At 48.1% G+C, this 16,839-nt stretch carries 16 protein-coding genes and 3 tRNA genes; 9 read left to right on the plus strand and 10 right to left on the minus strand.

Annotated features, from left to right (window positions below; all coding sequences use genetic code 11):
- Window positions 1-12 precede the first annotated feature (12 nt).
- The 7 genes from cpaB to EZJ49_RS05175 all read left to right on the plus strand — a co-directional run bounded on the left by cpaB (window position 13) and on the right by EZJ49_RS05175 (window position 8,058).
- Window positions 13-918 (plus strand): Flp pilus assembly protein CpaB, encoded by a 906-nt coding sequence (cpaB, locus tag EZJ49_RS05145; protein WP_262554945.1) that lies wholly within the window; start codon window positions 13-15, stop codon window positions 916-918.
- 32 nt (window positions 919-950) lie between these two features.
- Window positions 951-2,483 carry a type II and III secretion system protein gene (locus EZJ49_RS05150; protein ID WP_262554948.1) on the plus strand — a complete coding sequence of 511 codons (1,533 nt, stop codon included), beginning with the start codon at window positions 951-953 and terminating at the stop codon, window positions 2,481-2,483.
- 53 nt (window positions 2,484-2,536) lie between these two features.
- Window positions 2,537-4,762, plus strand: a complete 2,226-nt coding sequence (locus EZJ49_RS05155; RefSeq protein WP_262554951.1) for an ATPase, T2SS/T4P/T4SS family — start codon at window positions 2,537-2,539, stop codon at window positions 4,760-4,762.
- Between the two features lie 3 nt (window positions 4,763-4,765).
- Complete coding sequence (locus EZJ49_RS05160; RefSeq protein WP_262554952.1) at window positions 4,766-5,641, plus strand: type II secretion system F family protein; 876 nt, start codon at window positions 4,766-4,768, stop codon at window positions 5,639-5,641.
- Window positions 5,642-5,671: 30 nt separating this feature from the next.
- Complete coding sequence (locus tag EZJ49_RS05165; RefSeq protein WP_262554954.1) at window positions 5,672-7,324, plus strand: YD repeat-containing protein; 1,653 nt, start codon at window positions 5,672-5,674, stop codon at window positions 7,322-7,324.
- A 15-nt stretch (window positions 7,325-7,339) separates the two neighbouring features.
- Window positions 7,340-7,666 carry a hit locus gene (locus EZJ49_RS05170; protein ID WP_262554956.1) on the plus strand — a complete coding sequence of 109 codons (327 nt, stop codon included), beginning with the start codon at window positions 7,340-7,342 and terminating at the stop codon, window positions 7,664-7,666.
- A 191-nt stretch (window positions 7,667-7,857) separates the two neighbouring features.
- The gene (locus EZJ49_RS05175) at window positions 7,858-8,058 is read left to right on the plus strand and encodes a hypothetical protein (protein WP_262554958.1); all 201 of its coding nucleotides are present in this window, start codon (window positions 7,858-7,860) and stop codon (window positions 8,056-8,058) included.
- Window positions 8,059-8,142: 84 nt separating this feature from the next.
- Here the strand turns inward: EZJ49_RS05175 and EZJ49_RS05180 are convergent, their stop codons facing one another.
- From EZJ49_RS05180 to EZJ49_RS05190, 3 genes are read right to left on the minus strand one after another with little or no spacing between them, the layout of a single operon-like run.
- Complete coding sequence (locus EZJ49_RS05180; RefSeq protein ID WP_262554959.1) at window positions 8,143-8,403, minus strand: hypothetical protein; 261 nt, start codon at window positions 8,401-8,403, stop codon at window positions 8,143-8,145.
- Window positions 8,390-8,782 (minus strand): response regulator, encoded by a 393-nt coding sequence (locus EZJ49_RS05185; RefSeq protein WP_262554960.1) that lies wholly within the window; start codon window positions 8,780-8,782, stop codon window positions 8,390-8,392. Before EZJ49_RS05185 ends, EZJ49_RS05180 begins: the two co-directional genes overlap by 14 nt.
- Window positions 8,783-8,824: 42 nt before the next feature.
- Window positions 8,825-10,012 (minus strand): hypothetical protein, encoded by a 1,188-nt coding sequence (locus EZJ49_RS05190; RefSeq protein WP_262554962.1) that lies wholly within the window; start codon window positions 10,010-10,012, stop codon window positions 8,825-8,827.
- Window positions 10,013-10,089: 77 nt separating this feature from the next.
- Between EZJ49_RS05190 and EZJ49_RS05195 the strand changes: the two genes are divergently transcribed.
- Window positions 10,090-11,688, plus strand: coding sequence for a hypothetical protein (locus EZJ49_RS05195; RefSeq protein WP_262554964.1), 1,599 nt, complete (start codon window positions 10,090-10,092; stop codon window positions 11,686-11,688).
- An 83-nt stretch (window positions 11,689-11,771) separates the two neighbouring features.
- Here the strand turns inward: EZJ49_RS05195 and groL are convergent, their stop codons facing one another.
- The 7 genes from groL to EZJ49_RS05230 all read right to left on the minus strand — a co-directional run bounded on the left by groL (window position 11,772) and on the right by EZJ49_RS05230 (window position 16,567).
- The gene (gene groL / locus EZJ49_RS05200; RefSeq protein ID WP_316963676.1) at window positions 11,772-13,412 is read right to left on the minus strand and encodes a chaperonin GroEL; all 1,641 of its coding nucleotides are present in this window, start codon (window positions 13,410-13,412) and stop codon (window positions 11,772-11,774) included.
- 54 nt (window positions 13,413-13,466) lie between these two features.
- Window positions 13,467-13,754 carry a co-chaperone GroES gene (groES, locus tag EZJ49_RS05205; RefSeq protein WP_316963679.1) on the minus strand — a complete coding sequence of 96 codons (288 nt, stop codon included), beginning with the start codon at window positions 13,752-13,754 and terminating at the stop codon, window positions 13,467-13,469.
- 163 nt (window positions 13,755-13,917) lie between these two features.
- The gene (locus EZJ49_RS05210) at window positions 13,918-14,424 is read right to left on the minus strand and encodes a hypothetical protein (RefSeq protein ID WP_262554968.1); all 507 of its coding nucleotides are present in this window, start codon (window positions 14,422-14,424) and stop codon (window positions 13,918-13,920) included.
- 191 nt (window positions 14,425-14,615) lie between these two features.
- Window positions 14,616-15,725: a hypothetical protein gene (locus EZJ49_RS05215; protein WP_262554970.1), complete on the minus strand. Its 1,110-nt coding sequence runs from the start codon at window positions 15,723-15,725 to the stop codon at window positions 14,616-14,618.
- A gap of 110 nt (window positions 15,726-15,835) precedes the next feature.
- Window positions 15,836-15,911, minus strand: a tRNA-Asn gene (locus EZJ49_RS05220).
- A 57-nt stretch (window positions 15,912-15,968) separates the two neighbouring features.
- Window positions 15,969-16,424, minus strand: coding sequence for a hypothetical protein (locus EZJ49_RS05225; RefSeq protein ID WP_262554972.1), 456 nt, complete (start codon window positions 16,422-16,424; stop codon window positions 15,969-15,971).
- 66 nt (window positions 16,425-16,490) lie between these two features.
- A tRNA-Arg gene (locus EZJ49_RS05230) sits at window positions 16,491-16,567 on the minus strand.
- A gap of 142 nt (window positions 16,568-16,709) precedes the next feature.
- Here EZJ49_RS05230 and EZJ49_RS05235 point away from each other — a divergent pair.
- Window positions 16,710-16,800, plus strand: a tRNA-Ser gene (locus EZJ49_RS05235).
- Window positions 16,801-16,839: the final 39 nt, after the last annotated feature.

Below are 16,839 nucleotides of genomic sequence, written 5' to 3' on the forward strand. Positions count from 1 at the left end.
AAGTAGGACTTTATGGGATCAAACGAGACTAGAAATTTATGGCTTTCGATCGCAGCAGGGGTTTTTGCCACCTTCCTTCTCTACAGCTATTCCCAAGAGAAGAAAGCCGAATACGACAAGCGTTTTGGTTCCACCAAGCGTGTTGTTGTGGCCAAGGAAGATATCGCAGAAATGCAAACAGTCTATGACACCATGGTTGAAACCAAAGAACTTCCGGCGGACTTCATTCAGCCTGACGCCATCACGGTTCCTGATGAAATCATCGGTAACGTGGCCGCTGTACCAATTCGTAAAGGTCAGATGATTGTAAAAAACAATCTTTTGACTCCGGGCCCGGACACAGGGATCTCCCTGCAAGTGGCACCAAGCAAACGTGCTGTGACCATCCCGGTCGATGAAGTTCGTGGGGTGGCAAAACTGATTCGTCCCGGTGATCGTATTGATATTTATGCCGCAGTGGATTCCGGCAAAGGGATCAATCAACGCCGTGAAGTTTTCACCATGATGAATGACGTTGTCGTTCTGGCAACAGGCGTGAGTGTTGTGAATAATATCCCACGTATGTTTGAATTGGATTCCACCGGGAAAAATCTGACTCAGATCGCACTGACGGGTGACACCAAGTACACCACGATCACGGTTGAAGCGACACCCAAGGAAGCCCAGGATTTGTTCTATATCCTTTCGACTGCTCCAGGGAACTTGTTCATGGCTTTGAGAAATCCAAGCGACCGAACAATTCCGCCACGTATGCCAAGCTCCACTTCGGACAGCGTGCTGGGGAAACCGGTTGTATCCATGGAGGCCTCTCCGCCTGCCATTGCGATGCCACCACGACCAATGCCACCAGTTCAACAACAACGAGTTGCACCTCCGCCAGCACAAAGACCACGCGCCAACGGATTTCAAACTTTGTAATGGGTCTGATTTAGGGGAAGTAAGGGGGATTTATGAGACGTAAAAATCTGATCGCAGGAAGCCTGTTAAGTGTGTTCCTGCTCAGTGGAACCATCGCCTGGGCCCAGGAAGAACTGGAAGCCGCACCAACTTCATCCACTTCGGGTGAAGAGGGTATTTATCGTTCCCGTAAATTCATCAATCTGACCCTTGGCATCGAGCAGGATGAGAAGCTTCCCCCTCTTCCTGAAGGCATCGAGTTCAAAGGCGACTTCCGTCGAATTGTGACAGCCTCTTACGCCAAAGATCTGAATATCATGCGCTTTACTCCAAAGAGTGAAGGCTTTGCAACCCTGACCATTCACGACAGACGAAATGGCAAGATCGTCGCTGAATTCCGCATCGACGTGAAGAAAAGCAAGCTTGATAAAGTTGTTCGCGAAATGCGCGCCCTTCTGGGTGACATCGAAGGCATCAACATCAAGATCGTCAACAACCGCGTGGTGGTCGATGGTCAGATTCTTTTGCCAAAGGATCTGGCACGTATCTATAACGTCGTTCAGCAGTTCGGTGACCAGGCTTCCTCGCTGGTGACACTAAGTCCATTGGCGCAGAAGAAGATTGCGGAATTCATTGCCCGTGATATCAACAATCCGGAAATTGAAGTCCGTGCTGTTAACGAAAAGATCATTCTGCAAGGCTGGGCAAATTCAGACGAAGAGTCCAAACGTGCCGAGATCATTGCAAAAACCTATCTTCCTGACATCGTGATCGAAGCGGCAGAGGAAAAAGGTGTGATCAAAAAACGTAAGCCGGCCAATGATGGTGTGATCAACCTGATCCAGATCAAAGCAGCTCCGGCGGCGGCTCCGGCAAAAATGATCCAGCTGGTGGTTCACTATGTGGAACTGAACAAGGATTATTCCAAGGCCTTCAAATTCCAGTTCACTCCGGAACTGGGTGACAATTCAACGATGACTTTCCAAACCGGTGGCGACACACCAGGTGGGGTTCTGAGTTCCATCACAGGAACAGTTTCCAACCTGCTGCCTAAGCTGAACTGGGCAAAACAGCATGGTCATGCCCGCGTGCTGGAAAGCACCAGCCTGATCGTGGAAGATGGCAAAAAGGGTGAAATCAAACAAATCACCAATCAGCCTTATCCGGTGATTGGCAAAGATGGCACTCAAGGAACTGCCTTTGCGGAAGTGGGTATCGTCACATCCATCACACCAAGACTGATGGGTGAAAAATCCGGCAGTGTTGCCATGGAAATGGCTTTTAAGGTGTCCAGCCTTTTGGGTAACACGCCAAGTGGAGCTCCGATCACAAGTGCCAACGAAATGAATTCGGCCATCACGGTCCGTGATCGTCAAAGTGCCGCAGTCGGTGGTTTGATCCGCAACTCGACTTCCACAGGGTACAATCGTCCAGCGGGTCAGAAAAACCCGATCATCAGCTTGTACGCCTCTAAAGACTTCGTAAAACAACAGAGCCAGTTCGTGGTCTTTGTCACCCCGATCGTGAAAACTTCCGCGAGCGCTGGTTCCGAGCAAATTAAGAAGAAGTTCCGTTTACGCGATTAAGGTCTCGTAAACGGACCTCCCGTTTCAGCCGATAGGAAAGCTGGAGGTCTGTTTTGGCTATCAATCCTAATTGCAATCTCATCGCAGTGGTGGGCGGTAAAGGCGGCGTCGGTAAATCCGTATTCGCAGCCAATTTCGCATGCACCATCATGAATGAACTCCGCAGCCAGGTTCTTTTAATTGATGCTGATGCCAAGAGCGTCGGCGATCAAAACGTGATCATGGGTCTGAAACCACAAAAGACTCTGAAAGAACTTGCCAGCTTCCAAGGTTCATTAAACTCCCAGCCAATGAACACTCTTGTGACCATGCACCAATCCGGCCTGGCTTATTTGGGCGCTGTTCGCGGACCGGAAGAAAGCCTGAATATTTCTCCGGATCTGCTGGGAAAACTTCTGGATTTCTTTGGTCGCGCCTTTAAGTACGTCGTGGTTGACGTGGGCACGGATCTGGGGCCTGCACAAATGGCGGTCCTTCAGGAAGCCACCGCGATCATGATCGTCACCACTCCTGAAGTTCTGGTTGTCACGCAAACCCAGCGTTTGGTGAACGAGCTTCTGTCGGCAACATTCCCCAAGGATATGTTCCAGCTCGTAATTAACAAGGCCTCCCCAACAGGCTTGTCGCCACAAACCATTTCAAATCAGTTACAGCTTCCTTTCCTGGGAATCATTCCACAGGATGAGGCGACATCCATGATGTCCCTGCAAAAGTACACACCCTTTGTGATTTCCTCCCCAAAAGCTCCGATCACGGCTGCTTACTATGATGTCGCCAGAAAATTAACTGGTGGCGTGCTGCAAAGACTTAAAACAACAGCCCGCCCAAAACCCACACCTCCTGCTGCTGCGGCAGCCGACGGCGGCGGCGCTTTGGCTGTACAAGGGATGGATTCCCGCACACTGCTTAAAATTCGCATCCATAATGAACTGATCCGCACAGTGGACCTGAAAAAACTTTTGGTCGATACCAAGCAGGATGAAAATAAAGAAAAAGAAGTTCGGGAAAAGACCAAGCGGGAAATCACTTTGATCGTGGATCGCGAAGCTCCGGACGTGTCCCGTGAAGAGCGCTCTAAGATCATCAAAGAGGTTCTGGAAGAGGCCCTGGGACTGGGTCCTTTGGAAGACCTTCTGGCAGACAGTGACGTCACCGAGATTATGGTGAACGGGTTTAAGAAAATCTTCGTGGAAAAAAGCGGCAAGGTTCAGCTAAGCCCTGTGACCTTCACCTCCAATGATCATTTGCGCCGTATTATCGAGCGTATCGTGACCCCACTGGGTCGTCAGATCAATGACTCCACCCCTTACGTGGATGCCCGTCTTAAAGACGGTTCGCGTGTGAACGCCGTGATTGAGCCTTTGGCCATTGACGGTCCGGCACTGACAATTCGTAAATTTAAAAAAGGCGGTATCACCGCTGATAAGTATATTTCCTATGGAAGTATCACCAAGAACATGATCGATTTCCTGCGTATTTGTGTGGAAAACGGTCTGAATGTGGTGATCTCCGGCGGTACCGGTTCAGGTAAAACCTCTTTGCTGAACATGCTGTCCTCGTACATTCCGTCCAATGAACGCGTCATCACGGTCGAAGATGCGGCCGAGCTGCAACTGCAACAGGAGCACGTTGTGCGTCTGGAAACCCGTCCGGCTTCCATGGAGGGCTCTAACGCCGTTCATATCCGTGACCTGATTAAAAATGCCCTGCGTATGCGTCCTGACCGTATCATCGTCGGTGAGTGCCGTGACGGCGCTGCGCTGGATATGTTGCAAGCCATGAACACCGGTCACGATGGTTCCATGACAACGACACACGCCAACTCGGCGCGTGAATGTATCGCACGTTTGGAAACACTGTGCCTGATGTCCGGTATGGATCTTCCTATCCGCGCCATCCGTGAACAGATCGCCGGCGCGGTAAATCTGATTGTGCAAATTTCCCGTTTGTCAGACGGTAGCCGTAAAATTCTAAGCATCACAGAAGTCGCAGGTATGCAGGGTGATATTGTAACTTTGGCGGAAATCTTCCGTTTCAAAGAAACCGGCTACGACAAAAACAGAAAAATTCAAGGTGTGTTCCAAGCCACGGGTACAATTCCAAGCTTCATTCAAAAGCTGAGTGACAAAGGCGTTGTGATTCCCCGCGAGATCTTTGCCAATGATCCAAATGCGGGTAACCCTGCGGCGGCAGGAGCCCCTGCGCAAAACAAACCACCAATCCCGGCGGCCATGGCACCAAAAATGCCCGGTATCGCTCCGGTGAAAAAGTCAGGATAGATTATGAGCTTCCTGTTTAACGAATGGATCATGATTCCTCTGTTTGGCCTTTGCGTTTTCGTCATTGTGATCGCCTGGGCGGATAAGGCCATCGCGTGGTTGCACAAGCGCAGTCTTGGACAACGTGATGAAGTCATGCGTCTGCTTCGTATCATGGGCATGGATGTTGACGAAAAGAAAGTCACCATCCTGATCCTGATGATGAGCTTCGGTCTGGGGGCCTTGGCTTTTCTGATCTTCTGGCCCAATGTTCTTATGGGATTTGTCTTCGGTGCTTCGATCACAGTGGCTGGCTGGCAGCTTCCGCTACTGCTGGTTCGTTTGATCTATGAAAAACGCTGCGGCAAATTTGTTGATCAGATGGTGGATGGACTGACAATCATGGCCAACGGGATCAAAGCCGGCTCCAATCCACAGGAATCCATGAAACGTGTGGTAGAAATCATGGGAAATCCCATGAGTCAGGAATTTGCTCAGGTCCTGTATCAGATGCAAGTTGGTGACAGCTTTGAAAGCGCACTGAATGACCTGGGAAATCGCATTCCCCGTCCGGATGTGCAGATGTTTGTAACTTCCATCAATATCCTGAAAGAGACCGGTGGTAATCTGGCAGAAACATTCCAGACCATCGTACTGGTTGTGCGTGAAAGACAAAAGGTCGAGAAAAAAATTCAGGCTCTGACAGCACAAGGCCTCATGCAGGGGATTATCGTCACGCTGATTCCATTTATCCTGATGGTTGTCTTCTCGATCATTGATCCCACCTTCATCAAGCCCATGTTTAGCACAACCTTAGGTCTAGTGTTGCTTGTGGCAATGCTTGGTCTGCAAATTATCGGTGGCGTGCTTATTAAAAAGCTTGTTACCATTAAAGTGTAGTTTGTCAGCTTCAAGGAAGAGGTATCGATAATGAAGAAAGTATTCTTGGCGTTCGCCTTTCTTTTTTCAGCACAGGCGTACGCGCTTGTTGACATGAAAAATGCCAACTACTCAAACACCTGGATTGATATGGATGTTCCAGGCAGTGGGTATGATCTGAAAATCGTTCGCACTTACAACAGCCGCTCTCTTTTCAATGGTATGTTCGGCTTCGGTTGGTGCTCTGATTTTGAAACAGCGATGGAAATCACCGCTGAAGGCAATATCAAAGTCAAAGAATGCGGTGGTGGTTTGGAAGTGACCTTCTCTCCTCGAGAAATCACCCGCAAGGAAGTGGACGGCACAATCAATCAGATCATCGGCAAAATGAAGGCGGAAAAGAAAGTCGGCTTAACAGAAGCCGCTATCACAAGCCTGAAAGCCCAGCTTTTAGAGGACGACAGCCTTCGTTCTGAATACGCCAACCACTACAAAATCACTGTGCCGGTGAAAGAAGGAACCAAGTTCTACGCTAACGGCCGCGAGGTTGAGCACTTCATCTTCAATAAGACCTACTATACACGAAATCTTCCCGATGGCAGCGCCCAGCGCTTCAACCCTCAGGGCAAGATGACTCATATCTACGACAAGAATAACAACTTCCTGAAGTTTGATTACGACAAGGACACCATTGCCACCATTCAGGACAACAATGGCCGCCGTCTGAACTTCAAATACTTCCAGAACAAAAAGGTAAAATCCATCACAGGCCCCAACGGACTGATGGCAGAATACAAGTTCGCAAATCTGGATGATCTGGCTTCTGTTAAGAATGCCTGGTTGAAAACATACACTTACGACTACGATGAGCTTCACAATCTAACCAAAGCTTCATGGCCGGATAAAACATTTGTCGCTATCAAATACGACAAAAAGAATGACTGGGTTGTGGCTTTTGCGGACCGGGACAAGTGTATCGAGTCCTACAGCTATGAATTTTCGCAAAATGACCCAAAAAATCACTACTGGTCCACAGTTAAAAAGACCTGTGGCAAAGAAGTGGTTGCAGATAACAAGTATGAATTCTGGCACCAGCAGCGTCCTGACGGACAGTACTTCCTGCAACGTGTGATGACCACTGTCAGCGGCAACGTCACAGATATCACTTATCATGAAGTCTTCGGCAAACCGGTTTCCATTCGTCGTAATGCGGATCGTATTTCTTACGAATACTATTCTGACGGATTGGTGAAGGTAAAAGCTGCTCCGAATGTTAAAATGGCATTTGAGTATGATCCCAAGTTTAAAAAAGTCAGCTCTGTAACCAGTACGTATTTTAATGAGAAAGGTGCCAAAGCTGCGGTTAAGGCCACTCAGTTCAAATACGATGGCAAAGGGAATCTAAACTATGCCCAGAACACTGACGGGCAGAAGATCAACATGACCTACGATGCCCGCGGCCGCATTGCAACTATTACAGATCAGGCCAAGAAGGTCGTTAAAATCGAGTACGAGGAACGTTACGGAAAACCTTCCGTAGTTACCCGTCCCGGTTTGGGAACTATTGTGGTAAGCTATAAACAGAACGGTGAGATCAACAAAGTTGACAGTAAAGAGGGGCCGTCTGTGGCAATGCAAGTTGCCAGTACCTTTAATAACCTCTTGGACATTATTGCCCCCGCAACAGCGGAACTGTATCTCTAAGGAGAAGGTGATTATATGAAAAGACTTTTGGTTCTTTCCATTATGCTGGCCCTGGGCTCCTCCTTTGTGGGTGCAACATCATTTGCTCAGGAAGATGACTCTAAACGCACTGTGAATCCGGGGGACGACCCAAATGAGGCCCGCTCCAGCGAAGCCACAGAAAGCAGTGTCTCTGCCACCGGTATCTGCCGCGAATGTATTGCCCGCCGTTTTGGCGCTGGCGCTGGTTACGGCAGTCGTCCAATGGACAACACAAATAGCAGAGTCAGCCCGTTCTCTGAAGGCAAAGGCAGCCCATCCACGGGTTCCGGCACGGAGTCCGGAGTTAAAGGGACCCGCTAATTTCTGTCTAGATTCTTAACACTCGCCTTACACAAAAGGGCTTTGGTCATCCAAAGCCCTTTCTTTTTGCCCTGAAACCCGTCTATTTGTCTCACTCTGAGACGAAATCTCTGGCACAAGCGATGCAATAGCCTTCATTGAGCTGTTAATTAAGTATTTATAGCGAGAGCTATAGGTTCAAAGGAGTATTTATGAAGAAAATCGTGAAAGCTACAATCGCAGTTTCTTTGATGGTCTTTGCATCCGCTGCAATGGCAAATCCAAAGTGCTCTCACAGAGTTGCTTCTGCCACAAACGACCTTTTCAAAAACACCAATCCAGTTCGCGTTGCAAAGGTTGCCAAAGCCAACACGAACTCTGGTAAAGAAACAGCGGTCCGCGGAACTCGCTAAGATTGCTGACTTGAATATGCCCCCTAGGGAGAGTGACTATCCCCCCTTACGGTCGCTCTCCCTTCCCCTTTTTTAAAAAAGGGACTAGCGGATTGCCTTTTCGTGTGCGCCTTCCTGGAAGCCGTCCACCGTGCTGGCAACGCCATCACCCAAACCTCTGCCTAAATTACGCAAAGCCATCGCTCCACCTGCCGCTGCACTTTGAATGTATTGAGAAACCGTTGAGCCTTGCAACCAGCGGAAAGTGTGTGACTCAACTGATGCGCCACCAACTTTAACCTGCATCAGCACAACCATCAACGATGTGAATGCCAGGCATTTAGTTACAAACTTAAGTTCTTCCATGAGTGGATTCTCCCAGATGCGGTAATACTTTTGAAATCTCTTGTAAAATTTGATCTTTGCTAAACGGCTTCACCAGATAAGAATCAAAGCCAGCCTCAAAGGCCTTCTGCACAAGCTCTTCCTGATCAATTGTCGAACATCCGATAATCTTGATGGATGGATGAAGCTCCTTCAGAATTTTCGCTGTCTCAATCCCGTTCCGAAGTGGCATGACCATATCCAGAAAAACCAGATCGGGCAGGGTTGATTGAACCAATGCCACGGCCTCATCTCCATTGGAGGCTTCGCCCACGCAAATGCCACCTTCAGAAACGACTATATTTTTTATAAGCTCTCGCAGAAATGCGGCATCATCAACAACAGCAAAACGTATCTTCATGATGCCAGTATAAGATCTTGAACGGCTTTTGATGAGAGGATTCTAGTGACCCCAACGATAGCCCAGAGAAAGCATATAGAAGGCGTTTGTCACACTGACATTGTTTGGAGTCAGACCTGTACTTGGGTCTGGAATGCCTGTTGCGCCGTCAAAGATATTTCGTTCAACACTGACACCCAGGTTCCAAATCATCTGACTTTCACGCGTAAACTTCCATTCCCCGCCGACATCCAGGCCGACACGCACACTTTCTTCAAAAGCGCCGGATTCGATAGCAACACCCGTTTCTGATTCCGAATGCTGCAAACGCGGGAAGAATGATCCCCCCACCGTCCAGGCATAGTCTGCGGACGTCGGGATGCGTCCCTTCAACCCCAAACCCAACCCTTGCGTTTTCAAACGCGCCCGGGATGTGTTATCTGTTGGAACCGTCATTTTGCTGTCACTCAAAAGCACTGAAAACTCCAAAGAGTTTGCCTTGCGGGAAACACCAAAGAACTTACGGAAGTTCACCCCTAGATCCACCATTTCATATTTGGCCGGAACACGGGACTGATCCGCAGCCACAGAATCCACATCAGCGGCGAAAGAGAATAGAATACGACCACTGACACCAATCAACGGCGTAAACCAAACATTCGCACGAATGTTCAGAGCATTGAAGAAGCTTTGATATTCACGGAAGCCATAGTTGGATTGCGAATCATTGTAAGCCACCACTGGCATAACATCCAATTCAAGACGATTGTTGCGGATATCATCAGGATGGATCTGCTCGCGATAGAATTCATAGATCTTGCCAGCTTTATTTGAAAACAAGCTTTCTGCCTGCTCACCAATCCCCGGCTCCTGGACTTCTGACGAGTCAGTATCCACGGCCTTTTCCACAGTCGGCTTTGCCGGAGTCACTGGCGCCACTGCCGTAGCCTCGGCGGCTTTCTGTTCTTCTATTTTCTTTTGTTCGGCGGCCGCTTTTTCTGCAGCCTTCTTAGCTTCGGCTTCTTTGCGAGCTTTTTCTTCCGCCTCAAGCTCACTGGCTTTCAGAGTGCGAACAGCCATACCGTCGGAGTCTGTTACAACAGGCGCGGTTTCGGAGGCCGGTCTTCGTTGATTTGACTTGCGCACTTCATAACGTCCTGAAGAAAAACCTTCCAGACCCACTTGGGCAGAAGACTCAGAGGCCAGGGATAAAAGAGCTGCAAAAATCAAAAAAGAAAATGAAGACTTCATAAGAAATCTTTCGGCTTTCGGTCCGTATTACTTGACGTCAAATTGACCTGTTTTCAGAGGCAGTGCAGAATAAAAACATGAAATCATTCTTGCTGAGTTCTCTCTTCGTCGCGTCCTGTTTCATTTCAATCTGCCCGACGGCACAGGCCCAGACCAATGCCCAGAACACATATGTCAGCGCAGCGGACCAAGATCTTGCCATCAAATCCATCGTGCTTGTTCCCACAACTGACAATGTGGGTGGCATCTACGCAAAGCCCGCAGAAGAAGAACTGCGTGGACTTCTAAATGATGACAAACAGTGGTCGCTTGCCAATTTTCCAAAAGATCTAAGAATCAAATCAGAAACTTTGGATGAAAACCCATCCGACGTACAACAAATTCTGCAAAGCACTCAGAGTGAGGCTGCGCTTACTTCCAAGATCATTCGCGGACCTCGCGGTATTTCCATCACATTGACACTTTTTGTGGGTCGTGAAGGTCTGCCATTGCTACAGGAGTCTTTAACCGATTACAAAGGTTTTGAAACAGCTGAAATCCGCAACGAAGTTCGCCGTCTGTTTGAAAACTTAAAATACCGCATGCCTTTCCGCGCGACGATCTTAAGCCGTCGTGGTCAGCAGGTGACTTTGAATCTGGGCAGCAACTATGGCTTAAAGCCCGAAAGCCGCGTGTCCGTGGTTCAGATCATCAAGGTCAATCGCCATCCCAAACTGAACTTTATGGTCAGCACCGAAAAAGAAGTTCTGGGCCGAGTAAAGCTTTTCAAGGTGGAACCTTATCTAAGCTTTGGCTATATCGAGATGGAAAAAGACCCAGGCGTCATTTCCGTTGGTTCCAAGGTCATGCCGGACGAGTTCGTAAAATACTCAACACCGATCACCACACCTTCAGGAAAGATTCTGCAGGACATCAGCACACGTCCAGATAAAGATGTGGCCTTCGGCGAAGACCCGCAGGAATGGCTGCCTACGATGCCTCCGCAGTTCGGAAAAATCGAATTGATGGCCGGCCTTGGTAACTACACCCAGAATACCAGCCTTGTCACAGCAGGCTCCGTCAGCGGCAGCAACAACCTGACACCAAATATTTTAGTTCGCGGTGAACTGTGGCTGAACCCGGAATGGTATCTGGGTATTCAGTTGCGACAATCCGTATTTTCCATAGACAACAATCAAACCGGCTCCTCCCCGGGTTCTTTAAATATGTCAGTCGGGCAGTACGGTGTTTCTGCGGGATACAATTTCCTGCTAACCAGCGACTTCTTTGGTCCAAAGCTGCAAGTCGGTGCGGGTTACAACACCACTAAGTTCTCGGTGGATAATAGCACCCCAACAACCTTTACATCGATGGACTATAGCGGTTTCCTGATCAGTTTAGCCGGTCAGTTCCCCCTGTCTGAAGAGCTTCCTGTGGACATTGGCGGGCGTTTTGATTTCTATATGAATCCAAACGTCAGTGAAAGCAAAGACAGCGGGTCTTCCTCTGACAGCAAGATCAACTCATTCAGTTTCTTTGTCGATTATCGCATGAAAACAAGATTTAAAATTCGCGGGGAGCTGATGCTGGAAAATTACAGCACGGATTTCTCCGGAACCGGTCAGCGTGCGGACCCGGCGACCAGCACCAGTCACAAGATGACGACCCTGTTCGGTGGGGTTCAGTATCTATTCTAAGAGTTAAGTTATTAGAAAATAAAAAAGCCTGGGTTTTAAAGCCCAGGCTTTTTGCGTTTAAGCAGTATTCAGTAGTCAGAAGACTACATCATGCCACCCATACCGCCCATGCCGCCATGATCTGGCATTGCAGGAGCCGCAGTTTCTTTCTTAGGCGCTTCAGCGATCATAGTCTCTGTAGTCAGCATCAAAGAGGAAACGGAAGCTGCGTTAGTCAAAGCACAACGAACAACCTTAACTGGATCGATAACACCGTCTTTGATCAGATCAGTGTATTCGTCAGAGTAAGCGTTGAAGCCCCAAGTAACGGATTTATTTTGAAGGATACGATCCAAAACGATCGCGCCATCCAAACCGGCATTTGCTGCGATTTGACGGATAGGCTCTTCGCAAGCACGTTTGATGATAGTCGCACCGAATTGCTCTTCTTCCGCGAATTTGGATTTGTCGATCTTAGTGGAAGCACGAAGCAAAGCAGTACCACCACCAGCAACAATACCTTCTTCCACGGCAGCGCGAGTCGCGTTCAAAGCGTCTTCTACGCGGTGTTTTTTCTCTTTCATCTCAACTTCAGACGGAGCACCAACGTGGATAACCGCAACACCGCCAGCCAATTTAGCCAAACGCTCTTTCAGTTTTTCTTTGTCGTAGTCAGAAGAAGTCTCTTCGATTTGAGCTTTGATCTGAGCAACACGACCAGTGATATCGGCTTTTTTGCCGGAACCATCGATGATTGTTGTGTTGTCTTTATCGACAACGATGCGTTTTGCAACACCCAGGTCAGCAACAGTTGCCGCCTCAAGTTTCAAACCAACGTCTTCAGAGATCACTTTCGCACCAGTCAGGATCGCGATGTCTTCAAGCATAGCTTTACGACGGTCACCGAAGCCCGGAGCTTTAACAGCAGCAATGTGAAGAGTGCCACGCAATTTATTAACAACCAAAGTTGCCAATGCTTCGCCTTCAACATCTTCAGCGATGATCAACAATTGACGGCCTTGTTTTGCAACACCTTCAAGAATACCGATCATGTCTTTCATGGAAGAGATTTTTTTGTCGTAAACAAGAACGTAGGCGTTTTCAAGAACCGCTTCCATTCTTTCTGCGTTAGTCACGAAGTATGGAGACAGGTAACCACGGTCGAATTGCATACCTTCAACTACAGTCACTTCCGTTTTTGCAGTTTTGGATTCTTCGATAGTGATAACGCCTTCACGGCCAACTTTATCCATAGCATCTGCCAACATTTGACCAATTTCTTTGTCATTGTTTGCAGAGATAGAACCAACTTGAGCCACTTCGTTGGAACCTTTTACCGGCTTGGACATGGCTTTCAATTCGTCGATAACGATATTAACCGCTTTGTCGATACCACGTTTGATGGACATTGGGTTGTGACCAGCGGAAACAAGTTTCGCACCTTCACGATAGATCGCCTGAGCCAAAACTGTGGCAGTCGTTGTACCGTCACCAGCTTCGTCGTTGGTTTTGGAAGCAACTTCCTTAACCATCTGAGCGCCCATGTTTTCGAATTTATTTTCCAATTCGATTTCTTTCGCAACAGTTACACCGTCTTTAGTGATCAGTGGAGAACCGAAAGATTTATCGATAACAACATTGCGACCTTTAGGTCCCAAAGTTACTTTTACTGCGTTCGCCAAAGTGTTCACACCTTTAAGGATGTGTGTACGAGCGTCTTCTGAGAATGTAATTACTTTGCTCATGATTTTCTCCGTTTAAGTCTGATTCACTCCAGCGAAGCTGGAGTAGATAATGATTTAGTTGAATACGCCCAGGATGTCTTCTTCACGCATCATCAGGTATTCTGCGCCATCCAGTTTCAATTCAGTTCCAGCGTATTTGCCGAAAAGAACTTTATCGCCGACTTTAACTTCCAAAGGCAAAACTTTGCCGTCTTCAGTTACGCGACCTTTACCAGTAGCGATGATCTCGCCTTTTTGTGGTTTTTCTTTTGCAGTATCAGGGATGAAAAGACCGCCAGCGGTTTTTTCTTCTTCCGCCATTCTGCGAACTAGAATTCTGTCGTGAAGTGGACGAACGCCAATTTCGTTCTTAGCCATACTATGCCTCCGTTTTTAATGAAAAACTGTACGGAAGCTAATATGAATCGCCTCTGAAAAGAGTCAAGGTCGGGTGCCGCAAAAACTTGATGCTGCGGCGCTTAAGAAATGGTCTGAAGATTATAGTTTTATAAGGATTTACAAAGACTTATTTGATGCCATCTTTGGACAAGTTATTCGCACTCACCGGCAGATCTGCGGAATGAGCCCCGAAAACTGAGTTCGCATAGGCCGTCATCAGCTCCGCCACCTCTTCAGGGGATAGTTTGCCAGCCACTTCATTGAAAGCCGTCTTTTTGTCCTGAACCTTGGTGAGATAGCCCACGAAATAATCCGTCACAGACAGATCCTTGGCCACTTCCAGGTCATAAGCCTCCTCACGAAGCTCTCTTTCCAGCTTTTCCACGGACATATCCTGAGTGGAGACCGCCTCCAACCCGCCTCTGTGAAGCATATTAGGATCGGTGCCGTTTGCCAGGCTGCGGCCGGACTTTTTAAGGTCGATCTGGGCTTTCAGAGTCATGACTTTGTTCTGAGCGGTCTGAACGCGTTCTGTTTTCCATTCTCGATAGCTCTTAACGTCTGCGCCGGCCTTCATGGTGAAAGCTGTAAAGCCCCAAAAGGCGATAAGTGGGAGATATTTAATAAGGCGCATGAGTCCTCCAGCAGACGTCCAGTAAACCTAATCCGAAGATCCGATAATACAAAGCTTGTGCCTTGGGGAAAGATGGCTCATTTGCAATATAAACGATTTGGACCCCGAAACGGAGCCCAATTGGGTCACTTTGAGACAAATAGGGCTTTACAGGAAAATGCTACAAAAGGCCCCCAAAAAAGGCTCTCGGCCTAGAGTGGCTTGATCAGCTTAACCAGATCATTTTGCAGGGCCTGCGCCTTTTTATCAATGGACTTGGAAAAGTTCGGGGTTGTCAGACGGAAAACCAAAACCGCCATCACAAAGGCGGACCTGTCCTTATAATTTTGGGCAAGTTCGCGCTTGGCCTTTAATAGCTCTTCATCTTTTTGCAGGGTCGCTATCAGTTCATTGGCCTTGCTGTCTTTAAGCAGATCCTTGGCCGCTTTTACACCCTGATCACGCAGCTTCAGCTCTTCGTAAAAAGACTTCAGATATTTTGCATCCTGCTCCGCAACGGCCTTACCCACAGTCACAGCAGGATTTTTCGCCCCTTTGATTTGGTCTATCACCGCCGCCACAGGTTTGGCGCCTTCGTTCCAATCAAAAGTACCGTGGCCATCTGGGTATAGCAGCTGAATCAGACCAAAGAATCCGAACAGCGTTTTTTCCTCGGTGCTTTCCTCAAGCTCTTCTTTATTAAATTCAAATTTTCCTGATTTCAGCTCTGGCAGCAGCAACGCTCCGGTCAAAACCATCTCAAAACGGAAGTCTTTTTCCAAATGGGCAGAAGGGCTCCAGTTCTGAATATTACGCTTAAGTTCGGAAAGCTTCGCACGATCATCATCACTCATGTTTTCTTTGGAAAGCTTCGCCATTTCCGTCAGCGTGTCCTTAAAAAGCAGCATGCCGATCTGACCGGTAATCACCGGCATTTCACAGTTACCAAAATTCCACCAAAGATCTGCAAGCTTCAGGGTTTGTTCCCAGGATTTTGCCGCGACAGCATCCGCGTTCATCTTCTTCGCAATTTCCAACAGACCCGTCATTGGCAACAGCCCGGACACGGTCGTGGAATGAAAAGCGGAGCATGTTGTAAAATCACCCTCATTGGCTAAAGTCAGCAGCGATTGTTCCGGGTTTTCAGAAGACAGGGCTTTTTCCATGCGCAAATAGAGGTCTTTGTCGTTAGCCGCTGGAATTTCAAATTTGGCGGCTTTTTTCAGATGTGAATTAATACCCGCAAGGGATTCCTGAAAAGAGGGGGCAGAAGCAAGAACTTGGAAGGGAAGAATCAACGCACTGAAAATCCAAAACTTCACGGCAAACTCCTATTTCAGAGTTTTATGCTATCGAACTTTCGGGGGCTTAAAAATAAAAAAACCAAGCCTTACGGACTTGGTTTTCTTAATCACATTTATTTGAAAATAAATGGCTCAGAAGGAGGGACTCGAACCCCCGACCCAGCGGTTAACAGCCGCTTGCTCTACCGACTGAGCTACTTCTGAACTCGGTGAAGGGCTAAATTAGCGGCTTTGGCCTGTTCTTGTCAAACAGAAATAATCTTAAGGGACTGCAAGCCTATCCAAAGCCTTGGAAAGCATGGGTGAGCTAAAAGGCATCCCTTTAACGCGGAAAACCGGCTTCCCAGCCACCCCCTCCAGAATCACGATTTCAGATTCAGCAATCCCATGGGCAGCCAAAACCTTATGATAAGAGCCTTCCTCAATACCTTCGCTGGAAAAAGCCCCCATCATAATTTCGCACACCGCGCTGATGTCGGCCGGAGCTTCCAAGGTCTTCAAGATCGAGCCGTCTTGAGCAAAAACATCCACCCTGGTGGTCTTTTCCGGGCACCAATTATAAGGCCGATAGTCACTGCCGATCAAAATACCCAAGGCACTTTGTGGGTCCGAAAGCTTATCAGCCACACCCCCGGTATTTAAAGCCCGGATGGCGTACAGAACCCCTGCCAAAGCAATCAGCATCATGGAAATTTTAAGAACAAATGAGATCTTCATCACCCGAATTTAACTCGGCGAGTTGAGACTAGCTAGCTTTAACGTGGGAAGTAAAAGGAGAAAAAATGGTGCACTCGAGAGGATTCGAACCTCTGACCACTTGATTCGTAGTCAAGTACTCTATCCAGCTGAGCTACGAGTGCACTGTGAAAGAGAAGTATAGATAGACTGCGGCCAGGGAAAAATCAAGCATTCTTGATAAAATTACAAAAATGGTCCGGGCAAGCCCTTGATTAAAGCAACCGGCTATGGCAACTTGGATCCTCAGCTGAAAAAGCCGACCGCGGAGAGGTGGGTGAGTGGCTGAAACCAAGCGTTTGCTAAATGCTCGTACACCAAAAGTGTACCGAGGGTTCGAATCCCTCCCTCTCCGCCATTTTAGTCAGTTAGATCAGTCAGAAAAAATCAAATTTAA

Source organism: Bdellovibrio bacteriovorus, assembly GCF_025558485.1.
Lineage (GTDB): Bacteria > Bdellovibrionota > Bdellovibrionia > Bdellovibrionales > Bdellovibrionaceae > Bdellovibrio > Bdellovibrio bacteriovorus_G.

Coding starts and splice junctions, on each gene's coding strand:
- cpaB (WP_262554945.1), top strand. CDS start 13: ATGGGATCAAACGAGACTAGAAATTTATGGCTTTCGATCGCAGCAGGG.
- EZJ49_RS05160 (WP_262554952.1), top strand. CDS start 4,766: ATGAGCTTCCTGTTTAACGAATGGATCATGATTCCTCTGTTTGGCCTT.
- EZJ49_RS05180 (WP_262554959.1), bottom strand. CDS start 8,403: ATGGAAGAACTTAAGTTTGTAACTAAATGCCTGGCATTCACATCGTTG.
- EZJ49_RS05170 (WP_262554956.1), top strand. CDS start 7,340: ATGAAAAGACTTTTGGTTCTTTCCATTATGCTGGCCCTGGGCTCCTCC.
- EZJ49_RS05165 (WP_262554954.1), top strand. CDS start 5,672: ATGAAGAAAGTATTCTTGGCGTTCGCCTTTCTTTTTTCAGCACAGGCG.
- EZJ49_RS05175 (WP_262554958.1), top strand. CDS start 7,858: ATGAAGAAAATCGTGAAAGCTACAATCGCAGTTTCTTTGATGGTCTTT.
- EZJ49_RS05150 (WP_262554948.1), top strand. CDS start 951: ATGAGACGTAAAAATCTGATCGCAGGAAGCCTGTTAAGTGTGTTCCTG.
- EZJ49_RS05225 (WP_262554972.1), bottom strand. CDS start 16,424: ATGAAGATCTCATTTGTTCTTAAAATTTCCATGATGCTGATTGCTTTG.
- groL (WP_316963676.1), bottom strand. CDS start 13,412: ATGAGCAAAGTAATTACATTCTCAGAAGACGCTCGTACACACATCCTT.
- EZJ49_RS05185 (WP_262554960.1), bottom strand. CDS start 8,782: ATGAAGATACGTTTTGCTGTTGTTGATGATGCCGCATTTCTGCGAGAG.
- EZJ49_RS05190 (WP_262554962.1), bottom strand. CDS start 10,012: ATGAAGTCTTCATTTTCTTTTTTGATTTTTGCAGCTCTTTTATCCCTG.
- EZJ49_RS05210 (WP_262554968.1), bottom strand. CDS start 14,424: ATGCGCCTTATTAAATATCTCCCACTTATCGCCTTTTGGGGCTTTACA.
- EZJ49_RS05195 (WP_262554964.1), top strand. CDS start 10,090: ATGAAATCATTCTTGCTGAGTTCTCTCTTCGTCGCGTCCTGTTTCATT.